We start from the raw sequence: 24,284 nt of genomic DNA, 5'->3' as shown, positions 1-24,284 counted from the left end.
GAGAGTGTGGCTTGTGCATGCAGAAAAAAATCAGAAAGAAATCTGTAAAGCCTGCAGGAAACAAGAGTGTAGTTGCTGTTTTTTTTCAAAAAAACAGCAAGTTATGGCTTGTTCTCATGGCCGGATTTGTGGTTTTGATACTGGGAGCACAGTACTTCATCTATCACTCTCTGAGAGACTATGCATATGGGGAGCGCGTCTCCAACGTAGAGCGATCCTTGCATAACCAGCTTGAATTTCTTTTTCATTTGGAAGCTATTGAAGGACGCCTTCTTCCATTTCTTGAAGAGCTCCATGAAAGGTCAAACCTACGCATACCGGGCATACATGGAGACTACCAAGTTAATCGCATCTACATTGATAAAAATCATCTGTCGCGGATGGGGGAGCGTGTTTTTATCGGGGACAAAGCTTATGGGCCCATTCACGATGAGGAAAGGCACTACTCCGGCTTGGTGAGTAAAGTGCTTGGTAAGCACTTAGTTAGTGAAGAACATCATTCGCATGATAAGCATGTTGCCGTTGATGACTTTTTTGGCAATCAACAGAGTACACTTAGTCCAAGTGTCTTGCAAAAGCAGTTTGCAAATCGAAATTTTGACAGTGTTTTGTTTTTGATGAGAGAGCTGGAAAGCGACAGTCAAAGTATAATTGAAGAATTAGCCGTTTTGCCACTTGAGGGGTGGCCAATTATTATGGTGGAGGGTGAGGTTCCGCAAACTGGGCAGTTTGAAGCTATCCAGCAGCGGGCGGCAATTCTATTTGTTTTGTTGACGCTCCTTATTCTTGGGGCGTTGTGGGCTCTCCATTCACGGCGTGTCTCGCAGGCCAATGCGGACTTAAGTGCACTGGAAGAGAAAGAAAGGGCTCAACGACAACTGGTAGAAGAGGCTGTTATCCGCTCACAAGCAAAGGAAGCGCGCATCAATGCCATATTAATGAGTGCGGCAGATGGAATTATCACAACTGATCAAATCGGAAAAATTGATACGGCAAACTATGCGGCGGGCACACTATTTTCGACGAATGCGTCTCGTTTGATTGGAACCCAACTCTCCTCACTTTTTTTTCAATGGGACTATGAAGACCTTTTTAAGAAAAACTCAGGAGAGCTTCTAGGTACTGTGTTAACGGCGGAAGGACAAGCAGTGAATGGGGATACCTTTCCGGCGGAGCTGATTTTTTCCGAATTTATTGCCAATAAAACGCAGTCCTTTTCAGTAATTATTAGAGATATTTCCCAGCGACTGGCTGTTGAGCAAGAGGCTGTGTCTGCTCAGCAGCAGTTGGCCAGTGCAATTAATTATCTTCCCGATGCCTTTGTTTTGTTTGATCGGGAGGACAAACTCCTCATTTGTAACCGTCGTTATCAAGAACTTTACAAGACAAGTGCCGACCTTTTGGTTCCGGGCAATACATTTGAATTTATTATTCGGCAAGGGGCTTTGCGAGGACAATACAATACCAAGGGGATACCTTTGGGAGAATGGATAGAAAAACGACTGGAAGAACACCGCAATCAATCAGGTGAGATGCTTCAGGAGTTGGACGACGGAACCTGGATCCGAGTTTATGAGCGAAAAACTCCAGAAGGGCAAATTGTTGGGTATCGCAGGGATGTGACGGATTTACGCCTGCGTGAAATAGAGGTGGAGCAGCGTACTTCCGAATTGCAGTCGGTTTTTCAAACTGCCAATGATGCAGTTATTGGTGTTAATGTGCGAGATGAGATTGTTGAGTTCAACCCATCCGCCGAGCGTGTATTCGGCCTTAAAAGAGACGATGCGCTGGGCCAGCAAGCCCATACTCTGTTATTTAGGGAAAGTAGTGGAGACCAGTATCTCGAAAATTTGGATCGTTTGAAACGTGATCAGATTACTCAGGCAGGGTCGGAAAGGATGCAAGCCAAGGGGAATTCAATTAAAGGCGAAGAACTTATTATTGAATTCACCATGAGTGCGGCGGATACGATTGACGGTAGGCGTTTCTATTCTTTTATACGTGATATCACCAAGCAGACAAATGATACCCAAGCTTTGCTGATTGCCAGAGATCAAGCGGAAGCCGCCAGCAACGCAAAGGCAAGTTTCCTTGCAATGATGAGCCACGAAATACGTAATCCACTCAATGCGATCATTGGTCTTTTAAACATCATCAAAGAAGACCAGCTTAGCGAACAACATAATAATCTGATTAATACTTCCTTGAACTCTGCCTACGCGCTCCTACAGATTTTAAATGATATTTTAGACCTGTCAAAATTGGAGGCGGGAAAATTGGAGTTTAGGGAGGAGGCGATTTCCCTTCGCCATTTGGTGAATGGCGTTAGAGACCTCTTGATGCCTAAAGCTCGTGATCAAGGATTACAGCTACTGGTCAATATCAATGAGAGTTTACCGGAGTTTATTGCAACTGATGGTGGGAGGCTCAGGCAGGTTCTCATAAACCTTGTTGGCAATGCCCTTAAATTTACGCACGAAGGGTCTGTTACCATGCAGGCGGAAAGTCGTGGTGAAAATAAAGACGGCATAACAATTAGATTTGCAGTTGTTGATACGGGCATAGGAATTCCCTGGGAAAAACAAGCAAGTATTTTTCAAAAGTTTGAAACTATAGATAATTCTCAAGCTCGGAAAACGGATGGAATCGGGCTTGGTCTGGCTGTATCACAAGAGATTGTTGAAGGGATGGGAGGCGAGATCGGTATTCAATCCGTTCCGGGGGAGGGGAGTGTATTTTGGTTTGAGCTACCAATGGTCCATGCAGAGCAACTCCAGAAAGAGGAGAAAATGCAAGAGATTTCTGAGATGGACCGAGAGATTATTCGAGGAACACGTATCTTACTTGCAGAGGATAACAAGACCAATCAGTTGGTTGCTGTTGAGCTTTTGAAGAAAGTTTCCTGTCAGGTGGAGACTGCCAATAATGGGAAGGAGGCGGTTGAAGTGTTGGAGAAGGGGTACTTCCAACTTGTTCTAATGGACTCTACTATGCCGATAATGGGGGGCGAAGAAGCAATTAAGGCCATCCGTTCACGAAGTGATGATTTAGCGAGCGTTCCCATTATAGCCTTAACTGCTCATATTATGAAAGAGCAACATGAAAGGCTTTACAATGTGGGGGCGACCGCCATTTTAACCAAGCCGATAGCGCTGCAGCCCTTGGTCAGGGCGATCTCACAGGCTATTGTGGAGCAGGCCGCCAATACTCGGGGAGATGCAACGCTCGGGACTCTTACTAATGAAGCCAGCAAGTCTGCTTTTGTTGAAACGGAGCAGGGTCCTCATACCAGGCAGCAACGCGTTAATACTCTTAAAAAGTTAAGCAAGGAACATTTGGAATCACTGCAGGCGCAACAGATTTCCAATGAGGACTTTGGAATGAAAGTTCGGGAGATTGTCATGCAGATGAAAAATATATGCTCAGAAGGGCACTACCGACCGTTGTGGGAAAAATATCAAAGTTTACAACTGTTAGATCGGGATGCTCAAGAAAGCTTCCTAAAAGAGATTATTGAGACATGTAATTGCCTTACTTCCGGTTGGAAACGAGGGGTCACGAATGAACTATCGGTAATGGATAAAGACAAAATTTCCCCATCAGGCCAGCAAAAAACATCGTTGCTTTGAAGTGAGCGTCTCACAAAACTTAATGTGCGATCCGCTCGCCGTTTATTGCACTTCTATGAACCTCGGTTTGAAGACTGGTAGTCCGGTTTTGGATGCTCGTTGCCCTATGGTTTCAGTTGAATAACTGCGTCAAGGCCTAGGACGCCGCTGGGCAAGGCTCTGAGTGGGTTAATTTCTGCACTTTCAAGTTGGTTTCCTGCAGTTGCGATTAACTGGGAAAATGCGACAATTGCATCTACCAAGGCACCTTCATTTGCCGGAGGTTGTCCTCGAGCACCTTTTAAGAGAGGCGCGCCCTTTAAGCTTTTTATCATCTCTTTGGCTTCCTTTTGAGTTACAGGGGCCAAGCGGAATGCAACATCCTCTATAACTTCCGTGAATATGCCTCCAAGACCAAAAACAACCACTGGTCCGAAAACGGGGTCAAGTCGAGAGCCAAGAATGCAATCAACTCCATCCTCAATCATTGGGCTAAGTAGAATGCCTTCAATTGTTGCATTTGGTGCCTTGTGGGAGACAACCTCTATTAAGCTTCTACTGACTTCTTCTACTTGTTCAGGTGAGGTGTTTAGAGCAACTCCCCCCACATCGGATTTATGCACGATATCTGGAGAGACGATTTTAAGCGCTAGTACCCCCCCTAGTTCTTCTGCGGCTTTCCTCGCCTCTTTGGGCGTTTTCGCGAAGCGATCCTGAACCATTGGCACACCAGCTTCCGCAAGAATATTTTTTGCCTCTCTTTCTGAAATGGAACCGATAGGTAAAGAGACCTTGGAAGAGAGGTTTGCTTGTCGATCGTGCCACTTTGTTGTGGTTTGGTTGAAAGCCTCTCCAAACCGCATAAGGGTAGCCATGGCGTGAACGGCTCTGGTCGGGTCCTCAAAGACGGGGAAGTGCCCGTCTCCAATTATTTCCTCAAGAACATTGGCGGGATTAACATCATGGAATAACAAATGAGAGGCCTGACCGGCTAATCCTTTATCTACTTCCGCTATACATTTTTTGAGTTTCTCAGGGGTTAGGCTGATTGTAGACCAGTATGCAATGATGGCGTCGTAGGCGCCCTCATTGAACATTGCCCTTATGGTTGGCTCAATGGAGGAGGGATCATTAAGTATATGGGCTGTAACATCCACTGGGTTTCTTGGGGATGCCATCGGGTTCAGGTGTTTGAGCTGCTCTTGGACCGCCTCTGGAAGGGGGGGGACTTCCAACCCTTCATCTTCAGCTGTATCTGCCATGAGTACTCCGCCTCCGCCAGAGATCGTAAAGATTCCAAGGCGTCGGCCAGCTGGATATATTCGAGGAATGGCGGCTTTGGCCACGTCGACCATATGTTCGGTCGATGACATTCTTTGAGCACCAGTTTGCGCAAGGACTGCATCAAAGACGTTGTCCTCACCAGCTAGGGAAGCCGAGTGGGATGCAGCTGCTGTCGCACCAACATCGGAACGGCCAACTTTCATAAACAGAACCGGTTTACGTGCTTCCCGAGCCGCTTCCAATGCTCCTATTAGCTTTGGGCCATCTGAAATGCCCTCGGCATAGCAGCCGATAACATGTGTTAGTGGGTCATCTACAGCCATTTGGATGAAATCCGGAACGCCTAGGTCCGCTTCATTCCCCGTTGATAGCAGCATACCGGGGCGGGCACCATGCTTCAATGCGGCAACATAAGAGTGAGCCCCGTAAGCCCCAGATTGGCTGATTAATGTAAATCCTCCCGGGTTGTCATTGGGGAGAAGAGCAGCTCCTCCGAAGGTTCCCATAAGACCGTTGCGTGCGTTGATGATCCCTAAACAATTGGGCCCAACCAAACGGATGCCGGTTGAGCGACTGATTTGGATGAGTTCTTGCTGCATGTGAAGACCCTGCTCCCCTACTTCAGCAAAACCGGCAGCAAATATCACAGCAACGCGTGCACCTTTGTTGGCCACTTGCCGGACACTCTCGGCAACGAACGGGGCAGGAACGGTTATTATTGCTAGATCAATTGCAGTGTTGATGTCTTCAGCTGAACTATAGGCTTTGAGGCCCTGTACTGTGCTGCGTCTGGGGTTAATGGGTAATAACTCGCCGGAGAATTTGGAACGTAATGTGTAGGCAAGAGGCCGCCCGCCTATTCGGCTGGGATCATCGGACGCGCCAAAGAAAGCAACTTTCTGCGGGCTCGTTAAGGCTCTGAACAGTTCTGCATTTTCATGGTGACTGCTTATATTAGTCAGTGAACTATTCACGTCTTTCTCCTCGATAATACCAGATAAAATTATATTTCTGATACCAGAAAGACATGCTACATACAGAAAATAAATAGGTCTATAGCCTGATAGTTTTTGCCAAGCCTTCCTTTGAAGGATGGTAAACAAGAAAGCCGGAGCTTTTGCTCATCGCGTCTAATTGGGTAGTAGAGACACTTATTGTGCAAAACTATCCTATTGAGTGTTACGGATTTCCGCCGTTTTTCTCCCACTAGATTCTAGAAAATTGTAGTTGCTGTTTCATTGGTTCGATCTTATCGAACAATATGTGGTATGCATGCAACATATGCTAACGCACTATAATATATAGATATAAATATAATGCATGTAGGTTGCATTAATTCATGATCTTGACCTAGGTTCCGTGTCACGGGCGAGCGCTGATGTGAAGGTGCTTCTTAAGCGCATCAATAAACGCATTCAACGTGCATCTGTCCGATTTTTTTTAAAGGGCGTGACTGGTCCAAACAGCCTCGCTCAATCCCTGAATATTGAGAGCTTCTGAAAAGGTCAGGAACTATGAACTTTAAATCTATCGCGCTGGCTGCTGCCGCCGCTGCTGCTGCCACTTCTGCTTCTGCTGCAGACCTTCCTGTTGTTGCCGAGCCTGTAGACTACGTACAGGTTTGTGACGCATACGGTGCTGGTTACTTCATGCTGCCAGGCTCCGACACATGCGTTCGTGTTGGCGGCCGTATCCGTGCCCAAATCGTTTCCGGTAACCTGGATAACGATTCTGAGTACTCTGATCACGATTCTCTGGCTCGCGGTTACGTTCGTCTCTACTCTGCAACTCAGAGCGAAATTGGCCTGATCCGTACGTTCACCGAAATCCGCGGTGATTTTGATGAACAGGCCAACGATAGCGCGACAATTGGTGATGCATACATTCAGTTCTCCAATAACACTGGCGCTCTGACAATTGGTCGTACAACTTCTGCATTTGATGCGTTTACTGGCTACACTGTAGTTGGTGTTGTTGATCAGGCGCTGTCTGATAATGATACTTTGCAGATCTCCTACAACCGTTCTTTCGGTAACGGTGTAACTGCAACCTTGTCTGTAGAAGATTCTGATTACCGTGATGGTGCAAACAACTCTGCCAACGTAATTGCGGCAGTTGGCATTGAGCAGGGTTGGGGCTCTTTCCGTCTGGCCGGTGCGTTGCACAACACTGCAGATATTGCTGGTGAAAAAGCTGACAATGATTACGGTTACGCAATTCAGGGTACAGTAATTGCAAACTTGGATGCAATTGCCTCCGGTACTGAGTTTGCTTTCCAGGCAGCATATGTTGACTCTGCTGTTTCTTACGTGGGTGTAACTGGTGAAGAATACGCTGGCACCGACTATGATGCTGATATGCTGGACACATATGGCGCGAATGGTTTTGCTGTAGCAGCAGGTATCGAGCACAGCCTGACCGAGACTGTGACACTGGCTCTGGATGCTTCTTACCTTTCTCTGGAAACAGAAGAGCATGTTGATCTCGAGCTTGATCGCACAGCTATTGATGCATCAGTTGCTTGGTCTCCGGTATCCGGCCTCGTGCTTGGTGTAGATGCTGGTTGGGCTAACACTGATCTGGAAGTTTCTGGTGCAGATTCCGACGCTGACGACATCCGCGTTGGTACACGTGTTCAGTACACATTCTAATTCATGAGTGTCATTTAAGGCACTTTGGATTGGGAGCCCCGGCATTTTTGTTGGGGCTCTCTTTATTTTCCCTAGGAAGTTTCAAAGGAAATTCGAGATTGCGAGGATATATTTCCACATGCAGTTTTTAAGTATGCAGTATGCATAATAGGTATGCATAAATGTGATGGCTACTATGTATTTCTATAACTAACTGTATTTATTGAATATTTTAATTTGCGCAAATTGCCAATTTTGATGGTTTCCTACAAAAATACCGTGTTGCGATTTTGTTACACACAAAATAACCAGATGTTTTCAATGGGCTATAACAGACCCATTTCTATTGTCCCCTTTCAAAATATTAGTCACATATGGCGCATCGCTTAGGCAGGACTCGCTACTCATTTGAGTAACTGGAGACTGCAGAAGCGCTCGGGGAAAGGGCTCAACGGGTCCAAACCGTTGAATACGCTCTTGTTTGAGAGACTTTTTGGAAGGTCAGGATTTTATTATGAACTTGAAAACTATTGCACTTGCAGCCGCTGCCGCTGCTGCTGCCACATCTGCTTCTGCAGCAGATCTCCCAGTTGTTGCTGAACCAGTAGACTACGTACAGGTTTGTGACGCATACGGCGCTGGCTACTTCCAGCTGCCAGGCTCCGACACATGTATCCGTGTTGCTGGCCGTATTCGCGCAACAATCGTATCTGGCGATTTGGCAGAAGACAACAACGAAGGCTATGAAGATCACGCTTCATATGCCCGCGGTTACATCTACCTGCACTCCCGCACACAGTCTGAAATCGGCCTGATTTCCACATACACAGCTGTGATCGGTAACTACCGTGGTGATGCTTCCGACGATATCGCTCTGGATGACACATATGTTCAAATCTCCAACGATTTGGGTGCATTCACATTCGGTACAACTGAATCTGTATTCTACGGCTTCGATGGTTACTCCATCATCGCTCCAGCTGGCGTTAACGGTGAAGGCGAGAGCCCACTGCAGGTTTCCTACTCCAAAGCCTTCGGTAACGGCGTAACTGCTGCTATCGGTCTGGAAGATTCTTCTTACCGCGCTGGTGAAGACAACTCCATCGACGTAACAGCTGCTGTAACTATTGAGCAGGGTTGGGGTTCCTTCAAGTTGGCTGGTGCGTTGCATAACACAGCAGATCGCCCACTTGTTGACTCTGGTACGGACACAGATGTAGTAACAACGGCAGATGAGGATGATAATGGTGACCTTACCGGTACATATACTTCTGTAATCACGTCAACAGACTGGGAAACTCGTCAGGACAACGATCAAGACTACGGTTTCGCTCTGCAGGCAACTTTCACAACAGGTATGCTGGGCGAAGGTACACAAGTGGCCTTCCAAGCAGCGTATGCTGATAGCGCTCTGAGCTACCTCGGCTTTGGTGGCGGAATCTCCGGACTTGATCTTGGTGACGACGCTGACGAAACAGCAGTTCTTGATGCAGCCGGTACACACGGTTATGCACTCGCATTTGGTATCGAGCATGCGCTTACTGATACTGTAACTGGTACTATTGATGCCTCTTACATGGATCTGGATCTGGGTGACCTTGATGCAGACTACGATCGTACTGCTGTTGATGCTTCCGTATTCTGGACACCAGTTTCCGGTCTCCTGATCGGTGCTGCTGCTGGCTGGGTTAATCACGATTACGACGGTGGTGCTGACGAAGACGAACTCTACGTTGGTTCCCGCGTTCAGTTCTCCTTCTAATCTGATACTTCAGATTTAAAGGTTTCTGCTTTTGGCGGAAAGAGGGCTCCGGTGGCTTAGGCCATCGGGGCCTTTTTGTATTTTGATATAGGTGTTTACCCTGTCAGTGTATCAAAGGGCTGGCTCATAAAGATTACACTTTTCCCACCTGTTACAAATTGGTAAGGTATTGACTGTTGCAATTTTGCGTCATTATGCCTAAATTTGAGGAAGTGACAGACATTGATGTCACACGATATTCTAGCTCTGGTTGGTATGATTAGTCCTGATCTCCAATCAGTCTCTCAAACCCGGCGGCGTCCAACCCGTCGGGTTCCCCTTTTTCAGGGGCAAGCTTTTGCAGCTAACCAAAGAGCCCCCTTAAAAACTCCAATGCTAACTCCCCGCTTGAATTACATTGAGCGTAATCCCCCCGCTTTGTTCCACCTCCTTCAAACTCGTAAGTGTTTCTTATCCGCCAAACCACGGCAATTGCGCAAAAATTGCAATGGCATAATTGTCTAGGTTACGTAATGAGTGCCAGAAAAGACGAGAGCATATTTCCAGTGTTTCTTTAGCGTAATTTGTTTTCTGGGGCTCCAGTCGTGGGGATCAGCTTGGTGGCTTCATCAAGCTGGAGTGACTTTTGAGGAACATTTCATGAAAGCCAAGTTTCTAGCGATTTTCGGGTTGCCTCTGGGAATATCGGCAGGCCAAGCTGCTGACTTATCTACCAGTCCCGAGAGTTTTCAGTATGCAGAGCCAGCGAATTATGTGGAGGTTTGCGATGCTTTCGGGCAGGGGTTCTATTATATTCCCGGAACCAGTACCTGCTTACGGTTAGGGGGGCGGGTGCGTGTAGAGGCGCAAGCACTTAATTTCGGGTCAAAACCAAATAACTGGGATCAGCGCGAGCGAAATGGAATGCGCTTTCGGGCACGCTCCGACTTGATGCTTGAAACTTACACTGATAGTGAGTTTGGCCTAATAAAGGCCTATGCGGAGTTGCAGGCCACAGTGGATTCAACAGAGGCTTGGGCCGCAGGTAATGCAACGAACTCCGACCCAGATCTGCGCCGCGGAGAGCGCACGGATATGCATCTGGAAGCTGCCTACATTCAAATGAATGGGTTTACGTTTGGGCGAACTGCCTCGTTCTTTGACTTTTTTACCGGAGCTACCTACGGGTCGGTGGACCGGAATTGGTCCGATGAAAATACATGGGTAGCTGGCTATACAGCAGCTCTTGGTAATGGTCTGTCCCTGTCTTTATCTGCCGAGGATATGTCAGAGCGTACTAACGGTGTCTATGTTTGGAATGGAGTGAATGGGGCGGGGGGGAGCCGCGCACCTGCCGGAGTAATTGCCATGCGTCTCGATCAAGCGTGGGGTGCCATTCAATTATCTGGTGCGGTTCAGGACGTACGTCCACTTTCCCAAGGAAGACAAAGTAAAGCTGGCTGGGCGATTGGCGCTGGAACCATTATCAACCTGCCTATGTTGGGGGATGGCGACGCTATCGCCTTGCAAGTTCAATATGCGGATGCGGCTCTTCGCTATTTGAATGTGGATGATGTCTTTGATGTCTACTACCTCGATGACCACTCGGGAAAAACTCAGGGTATAGCGGTTTCAGGTGGATATACGCACTATTTCACGCCGGAAGTGCGGGTAGATTTTGATACCAGTTATGTGGATGTGGATACGCCGGAAGGGGCGCCGCAAAACGATTACTCCCGTTGGGCGTTTGACTGGGATGTCGCATGGGCACCGGTTAATGGTCTGGAATTCGGTGTTGATTTCGGAATCGCACGAACAGATGTAAAGCATGAGGACGACTACACCGAAGCCAGTGCTTTGCTCAGAGTTCAGCGTACATTCTAGTACATATAGCCTTCATCTAGAGAGCCGCCAAATCTGGCGGCTTTTTTATCGCCATTACTGAGTGCTTATGTGTGTTTTATCTTATCGATGAGACTTACTTTTATGGCGTTTAGCTAAGTTTTTGAAGAAAAGCTTCGACTCTTTCTTGCGTTTTTGCATCCCAAAGCAATGGGGCATGTCCCTCATCTGTAACAATATGTGTTTCCATATGGGGGTGAGCGTCCTGCTTGGCTGTGATGGCATCTTTTGACAGGAGTGGGGAGTTTGAGCCTGCAACTAACAGATGCTTTAGAGGTTTTAGGCCTGCAAACAGGGGCCAGAATTCTGTATTTAGCGATGGATCATAGGTCTCCCGGGTTGCATCGCCAAGTTTCCTATCATAAGCCAGCGTTACTTCACCCCTTCCATCAGTTGACGAATAGAGTTGCTGAGCAAATCTCACCCAGCCCCTATCGCATAAGCTGGTGAAATATTTTGAATGTAATGACTTTTGGTAGTGAGCTGCCTCGTCAATAGATGCGGCTGTCATATGTGTGCCCACATATTCTACAATATCCGCCAGTCCTAGAGGGTTTAAAACCGGGCCTATATCGTTGAGAATGACCCCCTTCAATTTCTCTGGCATTTTGAGGGAGAGAAGCATGGCGTGAAAGCCGCCCCGTGATGTTCCAAGAATCGAAAACTCATCAATACCCAGTTCTAGTAGTCCAGCTTCAATATCCGCGGATTCCTGCTCAAGAGAATAGCTCTTATAATCTTGAGCATACTGAGATTCTCCCCTTCCACGATAGTCCATGGCGATCACTGTTCTACCACGGGCCTGCAAATACTCTGCTATTGCACCGAAGTCGCGGGAATTTCGCGTCAAACCGCTCAGGCATAACAGGGGCGCGGCTGTCTCGTGTCTGGCTTTCCAAATACGAGCTGCCAACTGCAAACCATCCTCCGCCTTCCAAGTGAAAAGGCTTGGCTGCATAGTCACCAAAGCTTCACCATTGACAATGCGGTTCGTTCCAACATCGAGCCCTCCTGTAACTTTGAAATCCTATTGGCCCCATTGGGAGATCTAGGACTTCAGGAGTCAATCCCTAGGATTTAGAGGGGGGCCAACTCATCAAAATGCTAGCTGAGAGTAGAAAGAAAACTACTGAAGCTATCTAAGAGCTGACCCGTGTAATATCTTCAACAATTGTCAGAGGTTTTTGTTGAAGTTTATGCCTATAAACCTGCAGATTTTCAGTGATGCGTTGGACGTAGCTTCGTGTCTCCCCGTAGGGAATCATCTCTATCCAGTCAATAGGATCAACTTTCGGGTCCCGCGGGTCTCCAAAACGCCTGATCCATTCTTCCACCTTGCCTTTTCCGGCATTGTAGGCAGCAAATGTCAGAATGTAGGATCCATTAAACTTGGCGATAAGTTCATCGAGATGTTTGGCTCCAAGGGTGGCATTATAAGCCGGGTCATTTGTCAGCTTCGACTTTTGGTAGGTTACACCAATTGACTTGGCTGTTTCGCGTGCTGTCCCCGGCATGAGCTGAAGAAGGCCAAGGGCACCTGCGCTGCTTTTTGCTTTAGGGTCAAAAGCGCTTTCTTGCCGAGCAATAGCGTAGACCATAGGCTTTTCAACGCCATCGGTAATAACGGTTTTTGATGGAATTGCGGAGGTCGGATAGGCAAGGGAGTTTGCACTCAAGCGTTTCGCATAGGCCAACTTACCGATCATCAAGGACCAGTTGTAGCGGCCTTTTTCTTCAGCGAGTTGCGTGAGTAATTGAATTTGGCTGTTACTATTAAGCTTTTCAGCCAAGTGCTTATAGAGCAGCAATGTCTCTTGATGGAAGCCTGCTGCATCCATTCGGCGAATGGCCTGCACCAGCTCGTTTTGCTCAAACTGGACTTTTTCAGCAGCTGATGGCTTGGTGTGAACGACCAGAGGAATTGATGTCTCGCTCAATTTGGCAAGTGCCAGCTGACCATAAAATGCAGTACCAAATTTCCCTGCGCTCCTGTAGGCGGAAATCGCGCCATTCACATCTCCCGTAGCTTCCCTTGATCGGCCAATCCAATAATAAGCCTTGGAAAGGGTGATGGGAGTTTTGGCGCGCTTGGTGATATTTTTAAAGTGCTTTTCAGCTACTTGCGGATTGTTTAAGAACCGCAGCGCATACCAACCTGCGTGCCACTCAGCCTCCGTATAACTGCCTGCAGATTGTGCTGAGTGATTTGCTGCAATGGAATAGGCCCGCTTTGCCTCTCCTTTTTCCAAAAGCATACGGGAGACAACCCGTCTTTGAACCCACCATTCATCAGGGTTAACCAGCTTGTCAGGATTGGTTGGTGCTTGATCCAGGTACTTGGCAGCAGATAAATAATCAGAGCGGCTTCTTGCTCTCTTGATCAGTGCAAACAGATAACCGGGTTCAGATTGCATGGACCTCGGTACAGCCGCCAGCTGCTTTTCTGCGTTCTTTGCTTTGCGAATGGATGCAATGCGGGCTTTCATATAGCGCTGATGATTATGGGTGAGATGAGGTAACAACCGCTCAGCAGCTCTGGTTCTGTCCCGATACAGCAGCATTTCAGCCCTTAGGCGATGGTCTTCCTGTGTCAAAACTCTTCCAAAGTTTCGTAGAAAACCAGTTTCCTGCTTCTCGAGCGGGTTTGTTTTCCAAATAGGGGCGATCAGTTCACGCGCTTTAGTGTTTTGACCAGTTGTCACATACGCTTTTGCCAGTGCAATTTTTCCGCTAAAGCTTTCCGGCTGCGATCCTGCAAAAGCGGAAATAACTTGTTGAGGCCGTAAGTTTGCAGCGGCTAGAGATGCCTCTGCTCTTGTGCGAGCAATTTCCGGGGAAGGCCAGTAGGGAGCTTTACCCGCAAACTCAGTAATTAAAGCAATGGGAACCGATGGACCGCCATTCACCATCAGCTGCCACTCTAGAATACGGCGATCCAGCGTATCTGGAAGACTGGCGTGAACATTTAAAGCTTGTTGAATGCGGCCAGACTTCACATCGATAAGGCCTTTTTTCAAAGCTTCCAGTGTTGCGGGGGAACCAGATATAACCTCTTTCTGTGGAAAATAATTTTCGGTTAGCTGTTGTTGTGGGCTTTGATTGGAAACCGCGCCGTGGGCAGGCTCAGCGGCATAAGCAATGGCCTGCTTGGGAGATGCTGGGGCAGTTTCAAGGGCCGACTGTGTTGTTGGTGAGGTGGCTACAATGGGAGGCACTTGTGCCGGTTTGGCTTTTGGAAAATGTCCAGCCTTATCCAGAGAGAGCGTTTGGGATACTCTTTTTTTACTAGTCCCTAGAGGCTTGGAAATAGGCGTAACACTATGAAATTCATTGGTTAAATTTGCTAGTGCAGGATGTGAAGATATCCCAGATAAACAAAATGCTGAGGCTGCTGTGCCCAAATAAATTAACCGACGAATACGCATAGTGCTTAGCGCCCCTCATGTGAGAAGTTCTTTTTACCCGAATATGGAACAATGGGCTGGTCAGCTACTGTTCCATAGTGACTGCCATAGCAGTTATAAATGAACCTTTAGTTTCCCGATGCCGTTAAGTCCACAGGCGGAGTATGTGACAGCAAAAACTAACAGTAACTTATCGACCGAATCTTATGCGATAATATAGGTTGGCCGTTGCTGGATTGAAACAACATGACTATGGTGACGATCCAAGCTAATCACGGTTAGCATATTGTTATTTATAATCTGTCTTCCAATGAGGAACCTGAGATGTTTAAGGGATCTATCACCGCACTAGTCACGCCATTTAAAGGTGGAGTAGTGGATGAGAAAACCTTCCAGGATTTTGTGGACTGGCAGATAAAACAGGGCACCCATGGGCTTGTTCCCGTGGGTACAACTGGTGAAAGTCCAACTCTATCCCATGCAGAGCACAAGCGTGTTATTGAGCTGTGTATTGAAGTTGCGGCAGGGCGCGTCCCGGTAATGGCTGGTGCAGGATCGAATAATACGCAAGAGGCTCTCGACTTCGTTAAACATGCGGAGAATATGGGCGCAAACGGCCTGCTTATTGTAACGCCATATTATAACAAGCCTAATCAGGCTGGTCTAAAAGCGCATTATAAAGCTGTTGCCCAATCTGCAGAACTTCCTATCTATATCTATAACATTCCAGGCCGCTCAGTGATTGACATGACCAGTCAGACAATGGCTGAGCTGCACAAAGAGTGCCCGAATATTGTTGGTGTAAAAGATGCAACTGCCAACATGTCCCGTGTAAGTGAACAGCGCGAGTATTGCGGTAAAGACTTCATTCAATTGTCGGGTGAGGATATCACGGCACTTGGTTTCATGGCCCATGGTGGTCATGGTTGTATTTCAGTTACGGCAAATGTTGCTCCTAATCTGTGCAGCCGTTTTCAAGAGGCCTGTTTAGCAGGAGACTTTGCAACAGCGCTGGAATTGCAAGACAAGCTCGCTCCGCTTCATAATGCTCTGTTTTTGGAGCCAAACCCAACCGGCGTGAAGTATGCGCTTTCGCTTCTTGGGAAAATTGAAAACTCTGTCCGCTTGCCACTGGTTACAGTAAGCGAGGATACTCAGGCTGCTATTCAAAAAGCAATGAAGCATGCCGGTTTGTTGGACTAATTAGTTTAAGGGGCTGCGTGTCAGCAGCCCTGCGCCTATAAGGAAAGAAAATGGCTGCTAAAAAAACAGGCTCTCCAAATCGCAAGGTTGTTGCAGACAACCGGAAGGCCCGTTTCAACTTTGAAATTGAAACTGTGTATGAGGCTGGAATCGAGCTGAAAGGCACAGAAGTTAAATCCTTGCGCGAAGGCAAGGCGAACGTTGCTGAATCCTATGCAGCGGAGGAGGGCGGCGAACTCTGGATCTACAATTTCTATATTCCAGAGTACTTGCAGGGTAACCGCTTTAATCACGAACCTCGCAGACCACGTAAGCTTTTGATGCACAGACGTGAAATTGCGCGTCTCACAGCTGCCGTCCAAAAAGACGGTAAAACCATCGTTCCCTTGAAAGTGTACTTCAATGAAAAAGGGAGAGCGAAAATGGAAGTTGCGCTGGCCAAAGGTAAGAAGCTTCATGACAAACGGCAGACCGAGAAAAATCGGGACTGGGGACGTGAGAAGCAGCGGCTGCTAAAGACCGGTGGTTGATAGCACTTCAATGGGTGATGTTTTGAACTGGTACCTGTTTTGCGCACTGAGTTGAAGAGTGTTTGTCTGCTGGTCCTGTATGATTTGAAAGTATCCAAGGTTAGTCGATGAAAGTTGTTGTCGCCTCTCAAAATCCGGTGAAAGTATCAGCCGTTCAAAAGGCGTTTTCGCTGCAGTTCCCGGAATGTGAAATCCTCATAGATAGTGTCTCTGTGGCGTCTGATGTGCCGGATCAGCCTTTGGGTGAACAGCAAACCAGGCAAGGGGCAGTCAATAGGGTGCATAACGCTCGCGCCAGTACTGCCCAAGCTGACTTCTGGGTGGGGCTAGAAGGTGGCATCTCTACTGTAGAAGACGAAGCCTTCACCTTTGCTTGGATGGCTATTCTTGATAGGAGCGGCAAGTTGTCAACCAGCCGTTCGCTCGCTCTGCCACTGCCCGCAAAAGTAATGGAACGGGTGGGGCTTGGAGAAGAGCTGGGAAATGCTTTGGATACGGTTTTCGGCACCAAAAATATCAAGCACAAAGGTGGTGCCTTTGGCCTCTTGACCGATAATTATCTGACACGGCAATCTGTGTACATAGACACCGTATTTTGTGCCCTTCTTCCTTTCAAAAAAGAAGCCTACCTGTAATCTGATGGCAAGAACCACAGCAAGTAAATTTTAAAATAGAAATGCCATAGTTTCCCAACTATCTGCGGGAAAGGACCCTATGGCAGATCTCCTCAAAATTCTCTCGGTCATGTTTCCCGTTATCTTTGTGGCGAGCTGTGGATTCTTAATCGCAAAGCTGAAACTTCCTTTTGCAACTAATAACATCAACAATATCGTCAATAACTGGGCGATGCCGTCTCTGGTCGTCTCCCATATGGCTGCCCAACATATCTCGTTTGCTCAGTTCTATCATATGATGCTGGCAGCGCTGGTTGCGGTTACCTGCATGCTTCTCATTTCCGCATTTTTCCTCAAAGTGATGGGGTTATCAATTCAAGCATATGTGGGTGGGCTGAGCTTTTCCAATGTGGGGAATATCGGCCTACCTGTTGTTTATTTTGCATTTGGCTCGGTAGGAATGTCCTATGCACTGGCATTCTGGATAGTGGTTATGGTTGCCATCTTCACTGTTGGTATCTGGATTCAGGAGGGGATTTTCAGCTTTTCCAAACTACTCAGGACACCAAATATTTATGCAGCAGTCATTGGTATCTGCCTCATATCAACGGACCTTACTCTACCCAAGTACCTAGAAAATGCCCTCTCGCTTTTGGGAGGGGCCACCATCCCCCTAATGCTTCTGACACTTGGTTTCAGCTTGGCGCATTTACGATTCTTGAACTTGGTGCGGGGGTGCTACCTTTCGGTTTTTCACTTGAGTATGGCTCTGGCGCTTCTTCTCGTGCTTCTCCAGATTTTTACGTTTTCGCCGATAGAAAAGGGGGCGTTTATTCTGGAGATGCTTATGCCGACGTCCGTGTATGCCTATCTGCTGTCCGACAGGTACACGCCACAATATGCTGAGGACGTTGCCAGTATGGTTATGTTCTCAACACTCTTTTCTATTGTCACGTTGCCCATCGCACTTATCGTCGTTCTGTAAGCGCAAAAAACTACACCGAGTTTCCGCTGAATTTGTTTGATTTTGGGAAGCCGTTGGGAGGCAAGCGTCCTGCCTGACCGCGATCTCCAAGCCAGTCTGACATCTCTTCAAGGGTTCTGGTAAAGGTTCTTCCTGAACCATCGATCCAAGTGAGACCTTCTTCGGAATTGAAAATTTTGGCATCAGAAATTCCGCCATCACGATAGCGCTGCAAGCGCACACCTCGGCCACGTCCCATCTCCGCAATCTGAATGCGTGGGAAGATGAGTAGCTTGCGGTTCATTCCGATGACAGCAACATAATCCCCATCTGCAGGGACACATAGTTTTGCCGTTGCAGGAGCCACCACGTTCAGAACCTGCTTGCCTTTACGGGTATTGGCGACGATATCAGTTTCGCTCACAATAAAGCCCCGCGCTTCATTGTTGGAAATGAGCAATTTCCGGCCCGGCTTATGCACGAAGACAGTGATAATATCCTGCCCCTCGTCCATATCGAACATGAGACGGATAGGCTCTCCGTGTCCCCGTCCGCCCGGTAGTTTATCGGCAGTAAGAGTGTAGAACTTACCGCTCGTTGTGAATACCAGAAGCTTGTCTGTTGTCTCCGCATGGAACGAGAGCTTGAGCTTGTCGTCTTGTTTGAAAGTTAAGTTGCCGACGTCCTGTACATGTCCCTTAAGAGCCCGAATCCATCCCTTTTCAGAGATTACTACCGTGATTGGCTCTTTCTCAACCATAGCCTGATGGATCTGATCCAGATTATGCTCTTGTGCCTGACCGAAGTGACTACGGCGTTTTCCAAGCTCAGTTTCAGGGCCATAGGCCTTGCTGATTTCACTGAGCTGCTTGGAGACTCTAGTCCATAGCTTCCGTTCGGATGCCAGAAGGGAAATCAAGCCGTTACGTTCTTTGGAGAGTTTGTCATGCTCCTTGCGGATTTCAATCTCTTCCAGTTTGCGTAAGGAGCGCAGACGCATGTTGAGGACAGCTTCTGCTTGCACTTCGCTCAGCTCAAATGTTTGTATCAAGCATTGCTTTGCTTTGTCCTCTTCACGGATGATGCGGATAACCTCATCGAGATTGAGGAAAGCAATCAGATAGCCTTCAAGTACTTCCAAACGGTGGTTGATTTGATCCAAGCGATGGTTGGATCTGCGGACAAGAACTTCCTTTTGATGGTCAAGCCATTCTTGCAGAACGCTTTTTAGCCCCATAACCTTCGGTACTTTGCCGTGGGAAAGGACGTTCATGTTTAAGGAGAATCTGGATTCAAGGTCTGTTAGCTTGAACAGCGAGGCCATGAGCAGTTCAGGATCAACGTTCTTGTTGCGTGGAACCAGAACCACCCGAACATCTTCAGCAGATTCGTCGCGAATATCGTCCAGCAGAGGGAGCTTACGCGCCATAAGAAGTTCGGCTGTTTTCTCTATGAGGCGCGACTTTTGAACCTGATACGGAATTTCCGTTACAATAATGTTGTAGGAGCCCCGTGGTCCTTCTTCCTTGTGCCATTTAGCCTGTGTGCGGAAGCTGCCTCTTCCGGTTTCATAAGCTTCCAGCAGGCTCTTCTGGTCATTAACAATAATGCCGCCCGTGGGAAAATCGGGCCCCTTCACATACTCCAGCAGCTCCGCTGTTTGCGCATCGGGTTTTTCAATGAGAAACCGGCTGGCCTCGCACAGCTCATAGGCATTGTGCGGGGGAATGGATGTGGCCATGCCCACTGCAATGCCTGTGGAGCCATTTGCCAGAAGGTTTGGAAAATTGCCGGGAAGAACGACGGGCTCTTTGTCCAAACCATCATAGGTCTCGCGGAACTCAACCGCATCCTCGTCCAGCCCATCCAGCACGCGTTTGGCAATATCCGTCATGCGGGCCTCGGTATAACGCATGGCCGCAGCGCTATCGCCGTCGATATTGCCGAAGTTACCTTGCCCGTCCACCATGGGATAGCGAACGGAGAAGTCTTGTGCCAGTCGCACCAAAGCGTCGTAGATAGCTGCATCACCGTGAGGGTGATACTTACCCATCACATCACCGACAACACGTGCGCACTTCTTAAAGCCAGCTCCAGGGTCAAGCTTGAGCAATCGCATGCCATAAAGAATGCGCCGGTGAACTGGTTTGAGCCCATCACGAACATCTGGCAGAGCACGATGCATAATTGTGGTGAGAGCGTAAGAAAGGTAACGCTCTTCCAAAGCATCTTTAAGATTAACGGATTCAGACCCGTTGTTGTCGATCACTTCTTTTCCCATGTATATTTGGTTAGCGCGATGGTCAGCCAGTGGCAATGCTGGGGCGCAATCACATGCTACATTCCTACATGAAACCCACGGTTTTTTAGTCGCGCTCTTCCACAGTACTGCATTTCATTGGCAGAAAACCTCTTTGGCTTGTTTGGCGGCTAAAAAAAGGGGTTTATAGATGCTTGCAGCATACCCATAAAATATGGGGGATTATTTTTCATGTTGTTTATTGTAGTTTTTAGGGGTTACGTAGGGTAATATTGTGTGCGGTGAAAATAATATAGGCTGACATGACAAGAATTCCAAAAGAATGTCCCTATCATCTACCAGTTGCGCTATTTGTGTTTGTCTTGCCTCTTGCTGTCGTGATTCCGCTTGTTATGGGTGGTGGCTCTTTAAAAGGGACGGCATTAAAGGGAAGCAAAGAAAGCGCCGTCGTAACTAAAACTCAAGCGGCCAGAGTATCTGGTGGGCATCCTCTTTCTTTGAATAAAAACAGAAGTAATTCATCTACAAGTGAAGTGGCTATTGAGAACACCGCCTTATCCAAGAATACTAAGGAAAAGAAGGTTCAAGGGCTTAACTTTGAGCCTTTGAAAAACTAGGCTTGGGCTGATGTTTCTACCTGTTTTTTAAGTTCTTTTACGAAACTGTCTCGAGCTAGTGGCCAAGTAATATTACGTGGCTCGTAAATATGCCTGAACAAAAAGTACCCAGTTAAATGGAAGGCATCCTGTACATCTTTTGGCGTCGCATGAGTCCCTATCGTGCTTCGTGAATCGATGTTCCTAAGAAAACTCGGAAGAGGTAGGAGCTTGTCTTTCCATGGAGCCCCCGCTTCTTTATTGACTGCCCGTCCGGATTTTGGGGAAACCCATATAAGGTCTTCAACAGTACCAGTGGCGGCACACTCTGTGAGATCTAGACCGAAACCAAGTTCGTTGAGAAGCTGAAGCTCAAACCGTGCCATGAGGGCGGCAGCCAAATTGTAATCTTCCAGATGATCAAGAACCACATCAAGTGCACTATACAGGGAGGTGTGCGGATCTCTTTCAGGGAGAAGGTGCAGAAGTGCACAAATGGATTGCAGGCCATAAAGGGAGAGGGCGGACTGCATGAGGGTGGCAGCACGCAGATTAATTGGCTCGGCTGTAAAAAAGCCGAGCTGTTCGTGCAGGCGAGCCTTCCAAGTCAGGTGTAACTGGTTGCCCAGCTGCAGGGTAGGCTGTTTTTTTCGAGAGCGCCCACCACGAACGAGGCCAACCCACCGGCCTCTCTCTTTTGTTATAACTTCCAGTAGGAGGTTGGAATTTCCCTGCTTTTTGGTTGCTATAACAATCCCTTCTCCTGACCATTGCATTAAATCGCCTCGAATGCTCCTGCAGTGTACATTCCGCTTTAGAGCGCGTCGCGTTCATTGGCATTCACGCCTCGCACTCTAACTATTATCTTTTAAGCGAATTCTTGTCGTTTGATTGAACCCAATCAAGCGGAAAGTGCTTTAATGCGGGAAATCTAAGCCCATATTCTTGTAGCGTTCCGGATCGTCCGACCAGTTCTCGCGCACCTTAACAAAAACAAACAGGTGGATGTTCTGCTCAAACGCTTCCTTCATCTCTTCACGAGCTTTTTGGGAAATGTTCTTTATGGTCTGACCATTCTTACCTAGAACGATACTTTTCTGGCTGTCTCGCTCCACAAAAATGGTTTGCTCGATACGAACGGACCCATCCTTCTTTTCCTCCCACCTATCAGTCTCGACAGTAGAGATATAAGGAAGTTCCTGATGTAGCCGTAGATATAGTTTTTCACGGGTGATTTCTGCGGCCAGCATGCGTAAAGGGACGTCTGAGGCTTGGTCTTCAGGGTAAAGCCAAGGGCCCTGAGGCATTTTTTTAGCAAAATACTGCATGATGTCCTTGGTGCCGCTACCGTTCAGTGCAGAGACCATGAAGGTATCATCAAAGTTGGTGTATTCATTTGCCTTTTTGGCCAGGTCCAGAAGTTTCTCACGTTTGGTAATATCTACCTTATTGAGAATAAGAACCTTCGGCATTTTGATGTTTTGTAGTTCAACAAGGATCTTTTCTACGGATTCATCAATGCCTTTTTTTGCATCGATCAACACCGCAATGATATCCGCATCCTTGGCGCCGCCCCATGCAGAATCCACCATCGCCCGTTCCAGACGGCGTTTTGGCTGGAAGATTCCGGGGGTGTCGACAAAGATAATCTGGCTGTCGCCTTCAATGGCAACACCGCGAATTAAGGAGCGCGTCGTTTGCACCTTGTGCGTGACAATTGAAACTTTAAGGCCAACCAAGTGGTTAAGGAGGGTGGACTTTCCGGCATTGGGAGCCCCGATTAATGCGACGAAACCAGCACTGGAATTGTCATTGTCTTTAATCGTCGAACCGGGGATGTTGATCTGCCCCATGTTGTCTTTATCGTGATTGTCTTCTGTCATTATTTTTTTACTCGCTCCAAACGCCTTCCCGGCGCAGGATTGTTTCTGCTGCAGACTGCTCTGCGATTCTTTTGGAACTTCCTTCAGCCTCGCCGGGTGCAACACCTTCAACGGAGACTTTCATCCGGAAGCAGGGCGCATGGTCTGGGCCTGTGCGCGCGACAACTTCATAATAAGGTGTCGGGTGCCCTTTTGACTGTGCCCACTCTTGAAGTGTTGTTTTTGCGTCTCTCAGCGGTCCGCTATAGGACTTCATGCGCTCGGCAAAAAAGCGATCAATAAAAGCACTGGCTTCGTCATAGCCACCATCAAGGTAGATGGCGGCAATAATGCTCTCGCACATATCAGCTAGCAATGCACCTTTTTTCCGCCCGCCGCTCTGGCTTTCCGCATCCCCAAGGCGCATGTGGTCGCCCACCTGCAAGACCTTGGCGACCTCCGTGCAAGTTTCGCGTTTCACCAGTTGGTTCAACCGTCTTGCAAGTTCACCTTCATCTGCTTTGGGAAAGGCATTTTCCAGCATGGTTGCGATTGCAAGGCCAAGAACCCGGTCACCAAGAAACTCTAATCTTTGGTAACTTTCCTGGTTTGCACGAGAAGAAGACAGGGCACTTGCGTGTGTGAGTGCCCTGTCCAGCAGGGCTTTGTCTTTGAACTTGTAGCCGATCCGGGCTTCGAGGGAAGCATCGGATTTCTTTTTTGTTTTCTTAGCGTTCATCTAGTGGCTTACATACTGCGCAGCGTGTGCTGCCATAAAACTATAATGGGGTACCGATGCGCGACCAACGTACAGTCCAAGGCCATTTCCAGACCATCCATGCCCGTTGGCCCTCTTCAAGTGAGAAGAAAATAATATCAGCACGGCCAACGAAGTTTTCGAAAGGAACAGGACCTACAGAGCCGACACGACTATCAGCTGAATTATCCCTGTTGTCACCCATCATAAAGTAGTGATTGGCGGGAACCGTATACACCTTGGTATTATCCAAAGATCCTCTGGAAGTAAGATCCAGTGTATCATAGGAAACGCCGTTTGGCAGTGTCTCAACATAACGCGGAACACGGCGAACGTTTCCATAGCTGTCCTTCTCGATATAGTCATCGATACGGCGGCGCTCTACCTGTTCTCCGTTGATATAAAGAATACTGTCTCGAACCTGAATTTTGTCTCCGGGAAGACCAATAACGCGCTTTATATAATCTGTCTTGTTATCAGTGGGCAGTTTAAAGACGGCTACATCCCCCCGCTCGGGGGCGCTAGACCAGACCCGCCCGGAAAATAAGGGCAGTCCGAAGGGGAACGAATAACGGCTGTACCCGTAGCTGAACTTGGAAACAAACAGGTAATCGTTGATCAGAAGCGTGTCCTTCATGGATCCGGAAGGAATTGAAAACGGCTGGAACAAAAATGTTCGCACAACGAGCGCCAATAGAAGGGCCTGTACGATTACCTTTATGGTCTCGTACGTACCGCCTTCCTGTTTTGTCTTCTTTTTGTCAGCGCTCATAATAATCCTTTGTTTTCTAACTTCTTGGCTAACGTTTTAAATAAATCGTGAATCGGTTGAATTGCTTTAAATCCCAAGCACTCTTACCCTCTCAAGAAGCGGGAAGCAATCCATGCAAGACTGGTTTTATGGCTTGGTCAAGGTCTGGAAAGGGAGT

The 24,284-nt window shown here is 47.8% G+C and carries 17 protein-coding genes; 9 read left to right on the top strand and 8 right to left on the bottom strand.

What is annotated here, in order from left to right:
- Window positions 1-17 precede the first annotated feature (17 nt).
- The gene (locus P6574_RS12240; RefSeq protein WP_310620559.1) at window positions 18-3,629 is read left to right on the top strand and encodes a PAS domain S-box protein; all 3,612 of its coding nucleotides are present in this window, start codon (window positions 18-20) and stop codon (window positions 3,627-3,629) included.
- 104 nt (window positions 3,630-3,733) lie between these two features.
- Here P6574_RS12240 and P6574_RS12235 read toward each other — a convergent pair whose 3' ends face one another.
- Window positions 3,734-5,866 (bottom strand): acetate--CoA ligase family protein, encoded by a 2,133-nt coding sequence (locus P6574_RS12235; RefSeq protein WP_310620558.1) that lies wholly within the window; start codon window positions 5,864-5,866, stop codon window positions 3,734-3,736.
- 540 nt (window positions 5,867-6,406) lie between these two features.
- Here P6574_RS12235 and P6574_RS12230 point away from each other — a divergent pair.
- The 3 genes from P6574_RS12230 (at window position 6,407) to P6574_RS12220 (ending at window position 11,147) form a co-directional block, all read left to right on the top strand.
- Window positions 6,407-7,543 (top strand): porin, encoded by a 1,137-nt coding sequence (locus P6574_RS12230; protein WP_310620557.1) that lies wholly within the window; start codon window positions 6,407-6,409, stop codon window positions 7,541-7,543.
- Between the two features lie 493 nt (window positions 7,544-8,036).
- Window positions 8,037-9,284, top strand: coding sequence for a porin (locus P6574_RS12225; protein WP_310620556.1), 1,248 nt, complete (start codon window positions 8,037-8,039; stop codon window positions 9,282-9,284).
- Between the two features lie 639 nt (window positions 9,285-9,923).
- A complete protein-coding gene (locus tag P6574_RS12220; RefSeq protein WP_310620555.1) occupies window positions 9,924-11,147 on the top strand; it encodes a porin in 1,224 nt (407 codons plus the stop codon).
- Between the two features lie 109 nt (window positions 11,148-11,256).
- On the opposite strand, the gene P6574_RS12215 is transcribed toward P6574_RS12220, so the two are convergent.
- Both P6574_RS12215 and P6574_RS12210 read right to left on the bottom strand, forming a co-directional pair.
- On the bottom strand, window positions 11,257-12,123 hold the full coding sequence (locus P6574_RS12215; RefSeq protein ID WP_310622159.1) for an alpha/beta fold hydrolase: 867 nt from the start codon (window positions 12,121-12,123) through the stop codon (window positions 11,257-11,259).
- Window positions 12,124-12,304: 181 nt separating this feature from the next.
- Window positions 12,305-14,380, bottom strand: coding sequence for a lytic transglycosylase domain-containing protein (locus P6574_RS12210; RefSeq protein WP_310620554.1), 2,076 nt, complete (start codon window positions 14,378-14,380; stop codon window positions 12,305-12,307).
- 513 nt (window positions 14,381-14,893) lie between these two features.
- On the opposite strand from P6574_RS12210, the gene dapA reads away from it, so the two are divergent.
- From dapA to P6574_RS12190, 4 genes are all read left to right on the top strand, one after another.
- Window positions 14,894-15,772, top strand: a complete 879-nt coding sequence (gene dapA / locus P6574_RS12205) for a 4-hydroxy-tetrahydrodipicolinate synthase (RefSeq protein ID WP_310620553.1) — start codon at window positions 14,894-14,896, stop codon at window positions 15,770-15,772.
- A gap of 50 nt (window positions 15,773-15,822) precedes the next feature.
- On the top strand, window positions 15,823-16,302 hold the full coding sequence (gene smpB / locus P6574_RS12200) for an SsrA-binding protein SmpB (RefSeq protein ID WP_310620552.1): 480 nt from the start codon (window positions 15,823-15,825) through the stop codon (window positions 16,300-16,302).
- A gap of 107 nt (window positions 16,303-16,409) precedes the next feature.
- Window positions 16,410-16,937, top strand: a complete 528-nt coding sequence (gene yjjX / locus P6574_RS12195) for an inosine/xanthosine triphosphatase (protein WP_310620551.1) — start codon at window positions 16,410-16,412, stop codon at window positions 16,935-16,937.
- Window positions 16,938-17,016: 79 nt separating this feature from the next.
- Window positions 17,017-17,901: an AEC family transporter gene (locus tag P6574_RS12190; RefSeq protein WP_310620550.1), complete on the top strand. Its 885-nt coding sequence runs from the start codon at window positions 17,017-17,019 to the stop codon at window positions 17,899-17,901.
- A gap of 10 nt (window positions 17,902-17,911) precedes the next feature.
- Here P6574_RS12190 and parC read toward each other — a convergent pair whose 3' ends face one another.
- The gene (gene parC / locus P6574_RS12185; RefSeq protein ID WP_310620549.1) at window positions 17,912-20,161 is read right to left on the bottom strand and encodes a DNA topoisomerase IV subunit A; all 2,250 of its coding nucleotides are present in this window, start codon (window positions 20,159-20,161) and stop codon (window positions 17,912-17,914) included.
- Window positions 20,162-20,442: 281 nt separating this feature from the next.
- On the opposite strand from parC, the gene P6574_RS12180 reads away from it, so the two are divergent.
- Window positions 20,443-20,757, top strand: a complete 315-nt coding sequence (locus P6574_RS12180) for a hypothetical protein (RefSeq protein WP_310620548.1) — start codon at window positions 20,443-20,445, stop codon at window positions 20,755-20,757.
- On the opposite strand, the gene recO is transcribed toward P6574_RS12180, so the two are convergent.
- The 4 genes from recO to lepB all read right to left on the bottom strand — a co-directional run bounded on the left by recO (window position 20,754) and on the right by lepB (window position 24,127).
- Window positions 20,754-21,512 (bottom strand): DNA repair protein RecO, encoded by a 759-nt coding sequence (gene recO / locus P6574_RS12175; RefSeq protein ID WP_310620547.1) that lies wholly within the window; start codon window positions 21,510-21,512, stop codon window positions 20,754-20,756. The genes P6574_RS12180 and recO overlap by 4 nt on opposite strands.
- A gap of 141 nt (window positions 21,513-21,653) precedes the next feature.
- Window positions 21,654-22,589: a GTPase Era gene (gene era / locus P6574_RS12170; protein WP_310622158.1), complete on the bottom strand. Its 936-nt coding sequence runs from the start codon at window positions 22,587-22,589 to the stop codon at window positions 21,654-21,656.
- A 37-nt stretch (window positions 22,590-22,626) separates the two neighbouring features.
- Window positions 22,627-23,337, bottom strand: a complete 711-nt coding sequence (rnc, locus tag P6574_RS12165) for a ribonuclease III (protein WP_310620546.1) — start codon at window positions 23,335-23,337, stop codon at window positions 22,627-22,629.
- 40 nt (window positions 23,338-23,377) lie between these two features.
- Window positions 23,378-24,127 carry a signal peptidase I gene (lepB, locus tag P6574_RS12160; protein WP_310620545.1) on the bottom strand — a complete coding sequence of 250 codons (750 nt, stop codon included), beginning with the start codon at window positions 24,125-24,127 and terminating at the stop codon, window positions 23,378-23,380.
- Window positions 24,128-24,284 lie beyond the last annotated feature (157 nt).

The sequence above is a fragment of the Pseudovibrio sp. M1P-2-3 genome (genome assembly GCF_031501865.1).
Taxonomy (GTDB): domain Bacteria; phylum Pseudomonadota; class Alphaproteobacteria; order Rhizobiales; family Stappiaceae; genus Pseudovibrio; species Pseudovibrio corallicola.
The sequence above is the reverse complement of the archived record's forward strand: the minus strand, read 5'-3'. Positions and strand labels throughout refer to the sequence as shown.

Excerpts from the sequence above, each read along its gene's own strand:
- P6574_RS12240 (WP_310620559.1), top strand. The coding sequence starts at position 18 with ATGCAGAAAAAAATCAGAAAGAAATCTGTAAAGCCTGCAGGAAACAAG.
- P6574_RS12230 (WP_310620557.1), top strand. The coding sequence starts at position 6,407 with ATGAACTTTAAATCTATCGCGCTGGCTGCTGCCGCCGCTGCTGCTGCC.
- P6574_RS12225 (WP_310620556.1), top strand. The coding sequence starts at position 8,037 with ATGAACTTGAAAACTATTGCACTTGCAGCCGCTGCCGCTGCTGCTGCC.
- P6574_RS12220 (WP_310620555.1), top strand. The coding sequence starts at position 9,924 with ATGAAAGCCAAGTTTCTAGCGATTTTCGGGTTGCCTCTGGGAATATCG.
- P6574_RS12215 (WP_310622159.1), bottom strand. The coding sequence starts at position 12,123 with ATGCAGCCAAGCCTTTTCACTTGGAAGGCGGAGGATGGTTTGCAGTTG.
- dapA (WP_310620553.1), top strand. The coding sequence starts at position 14,894 with ATGTTTAAGGGATCTATCACCGCACTAGTCACGCCATTTAAAGGTGGA.
- smpB (WP_310620552.1), top strand. The coding sequence starts at position 15,823 with ATGGCTGCTAAAAAAACAGGCTCTCCAAATCGCAAGGTTGTTGCAGAC.
- yjjX (WP_310620551.1), top strand. The coding sequence starts at position 16,410 with ATGAAAGTTGTTGTCGCCTCTCAAAATCCGGTGAAAGTATCAGCCGTT.
- P6574_RS12190 (WP_310620550.1), top strand. The coding sequence starts at position 17,017 with ATGGCAGATCTCCTCAAAATTCTCTCGGTCATGTTTCCCGTTATCTTT.
- parC (WP_310620549.1), bottom strand. The coding sequence starts at position 20,161 with ATGGGAAAAGAAGTGATCGACAACAACGGGTCTGAATCCGTTAATCTT.
- P6574_RS12180 (WP_310620548.1), top strand. The coding sequence starts at position 20,443 with ATGACAAGAATTCCAAAAGAATGTCCCTATCATCTACCAGTTGCGCTA.
- recO (WP_310620547.1), bottom strand. The coding sequence starts at position 21,512 with ATGCAATGGTCAGGAGAAGGGATTGTTATAGCAACCAAAAAGCAGGGA.
- era (WP_310622158.1), bottom strand. The coding sequence starts at position 22,589 with ATGGGGCAGATCAACATCCCCGGTTCGACGATTAAAGACAATGACAAT.
- rnc (WP_310620546.1), bottom strand. The coding sequence starts at position 23,337 with ATGAACGCTAAGAAAACAAAAAAGAAATCCGATGCTTCCCTCGAAGCC.
- lepB (WP_310620545.1), bottom strand. The coding sequence starts at position 24,127 with ATGAGCGCTGACAAAAAGAAGACAAAACAGGAAGGCGGTACGTACGAG.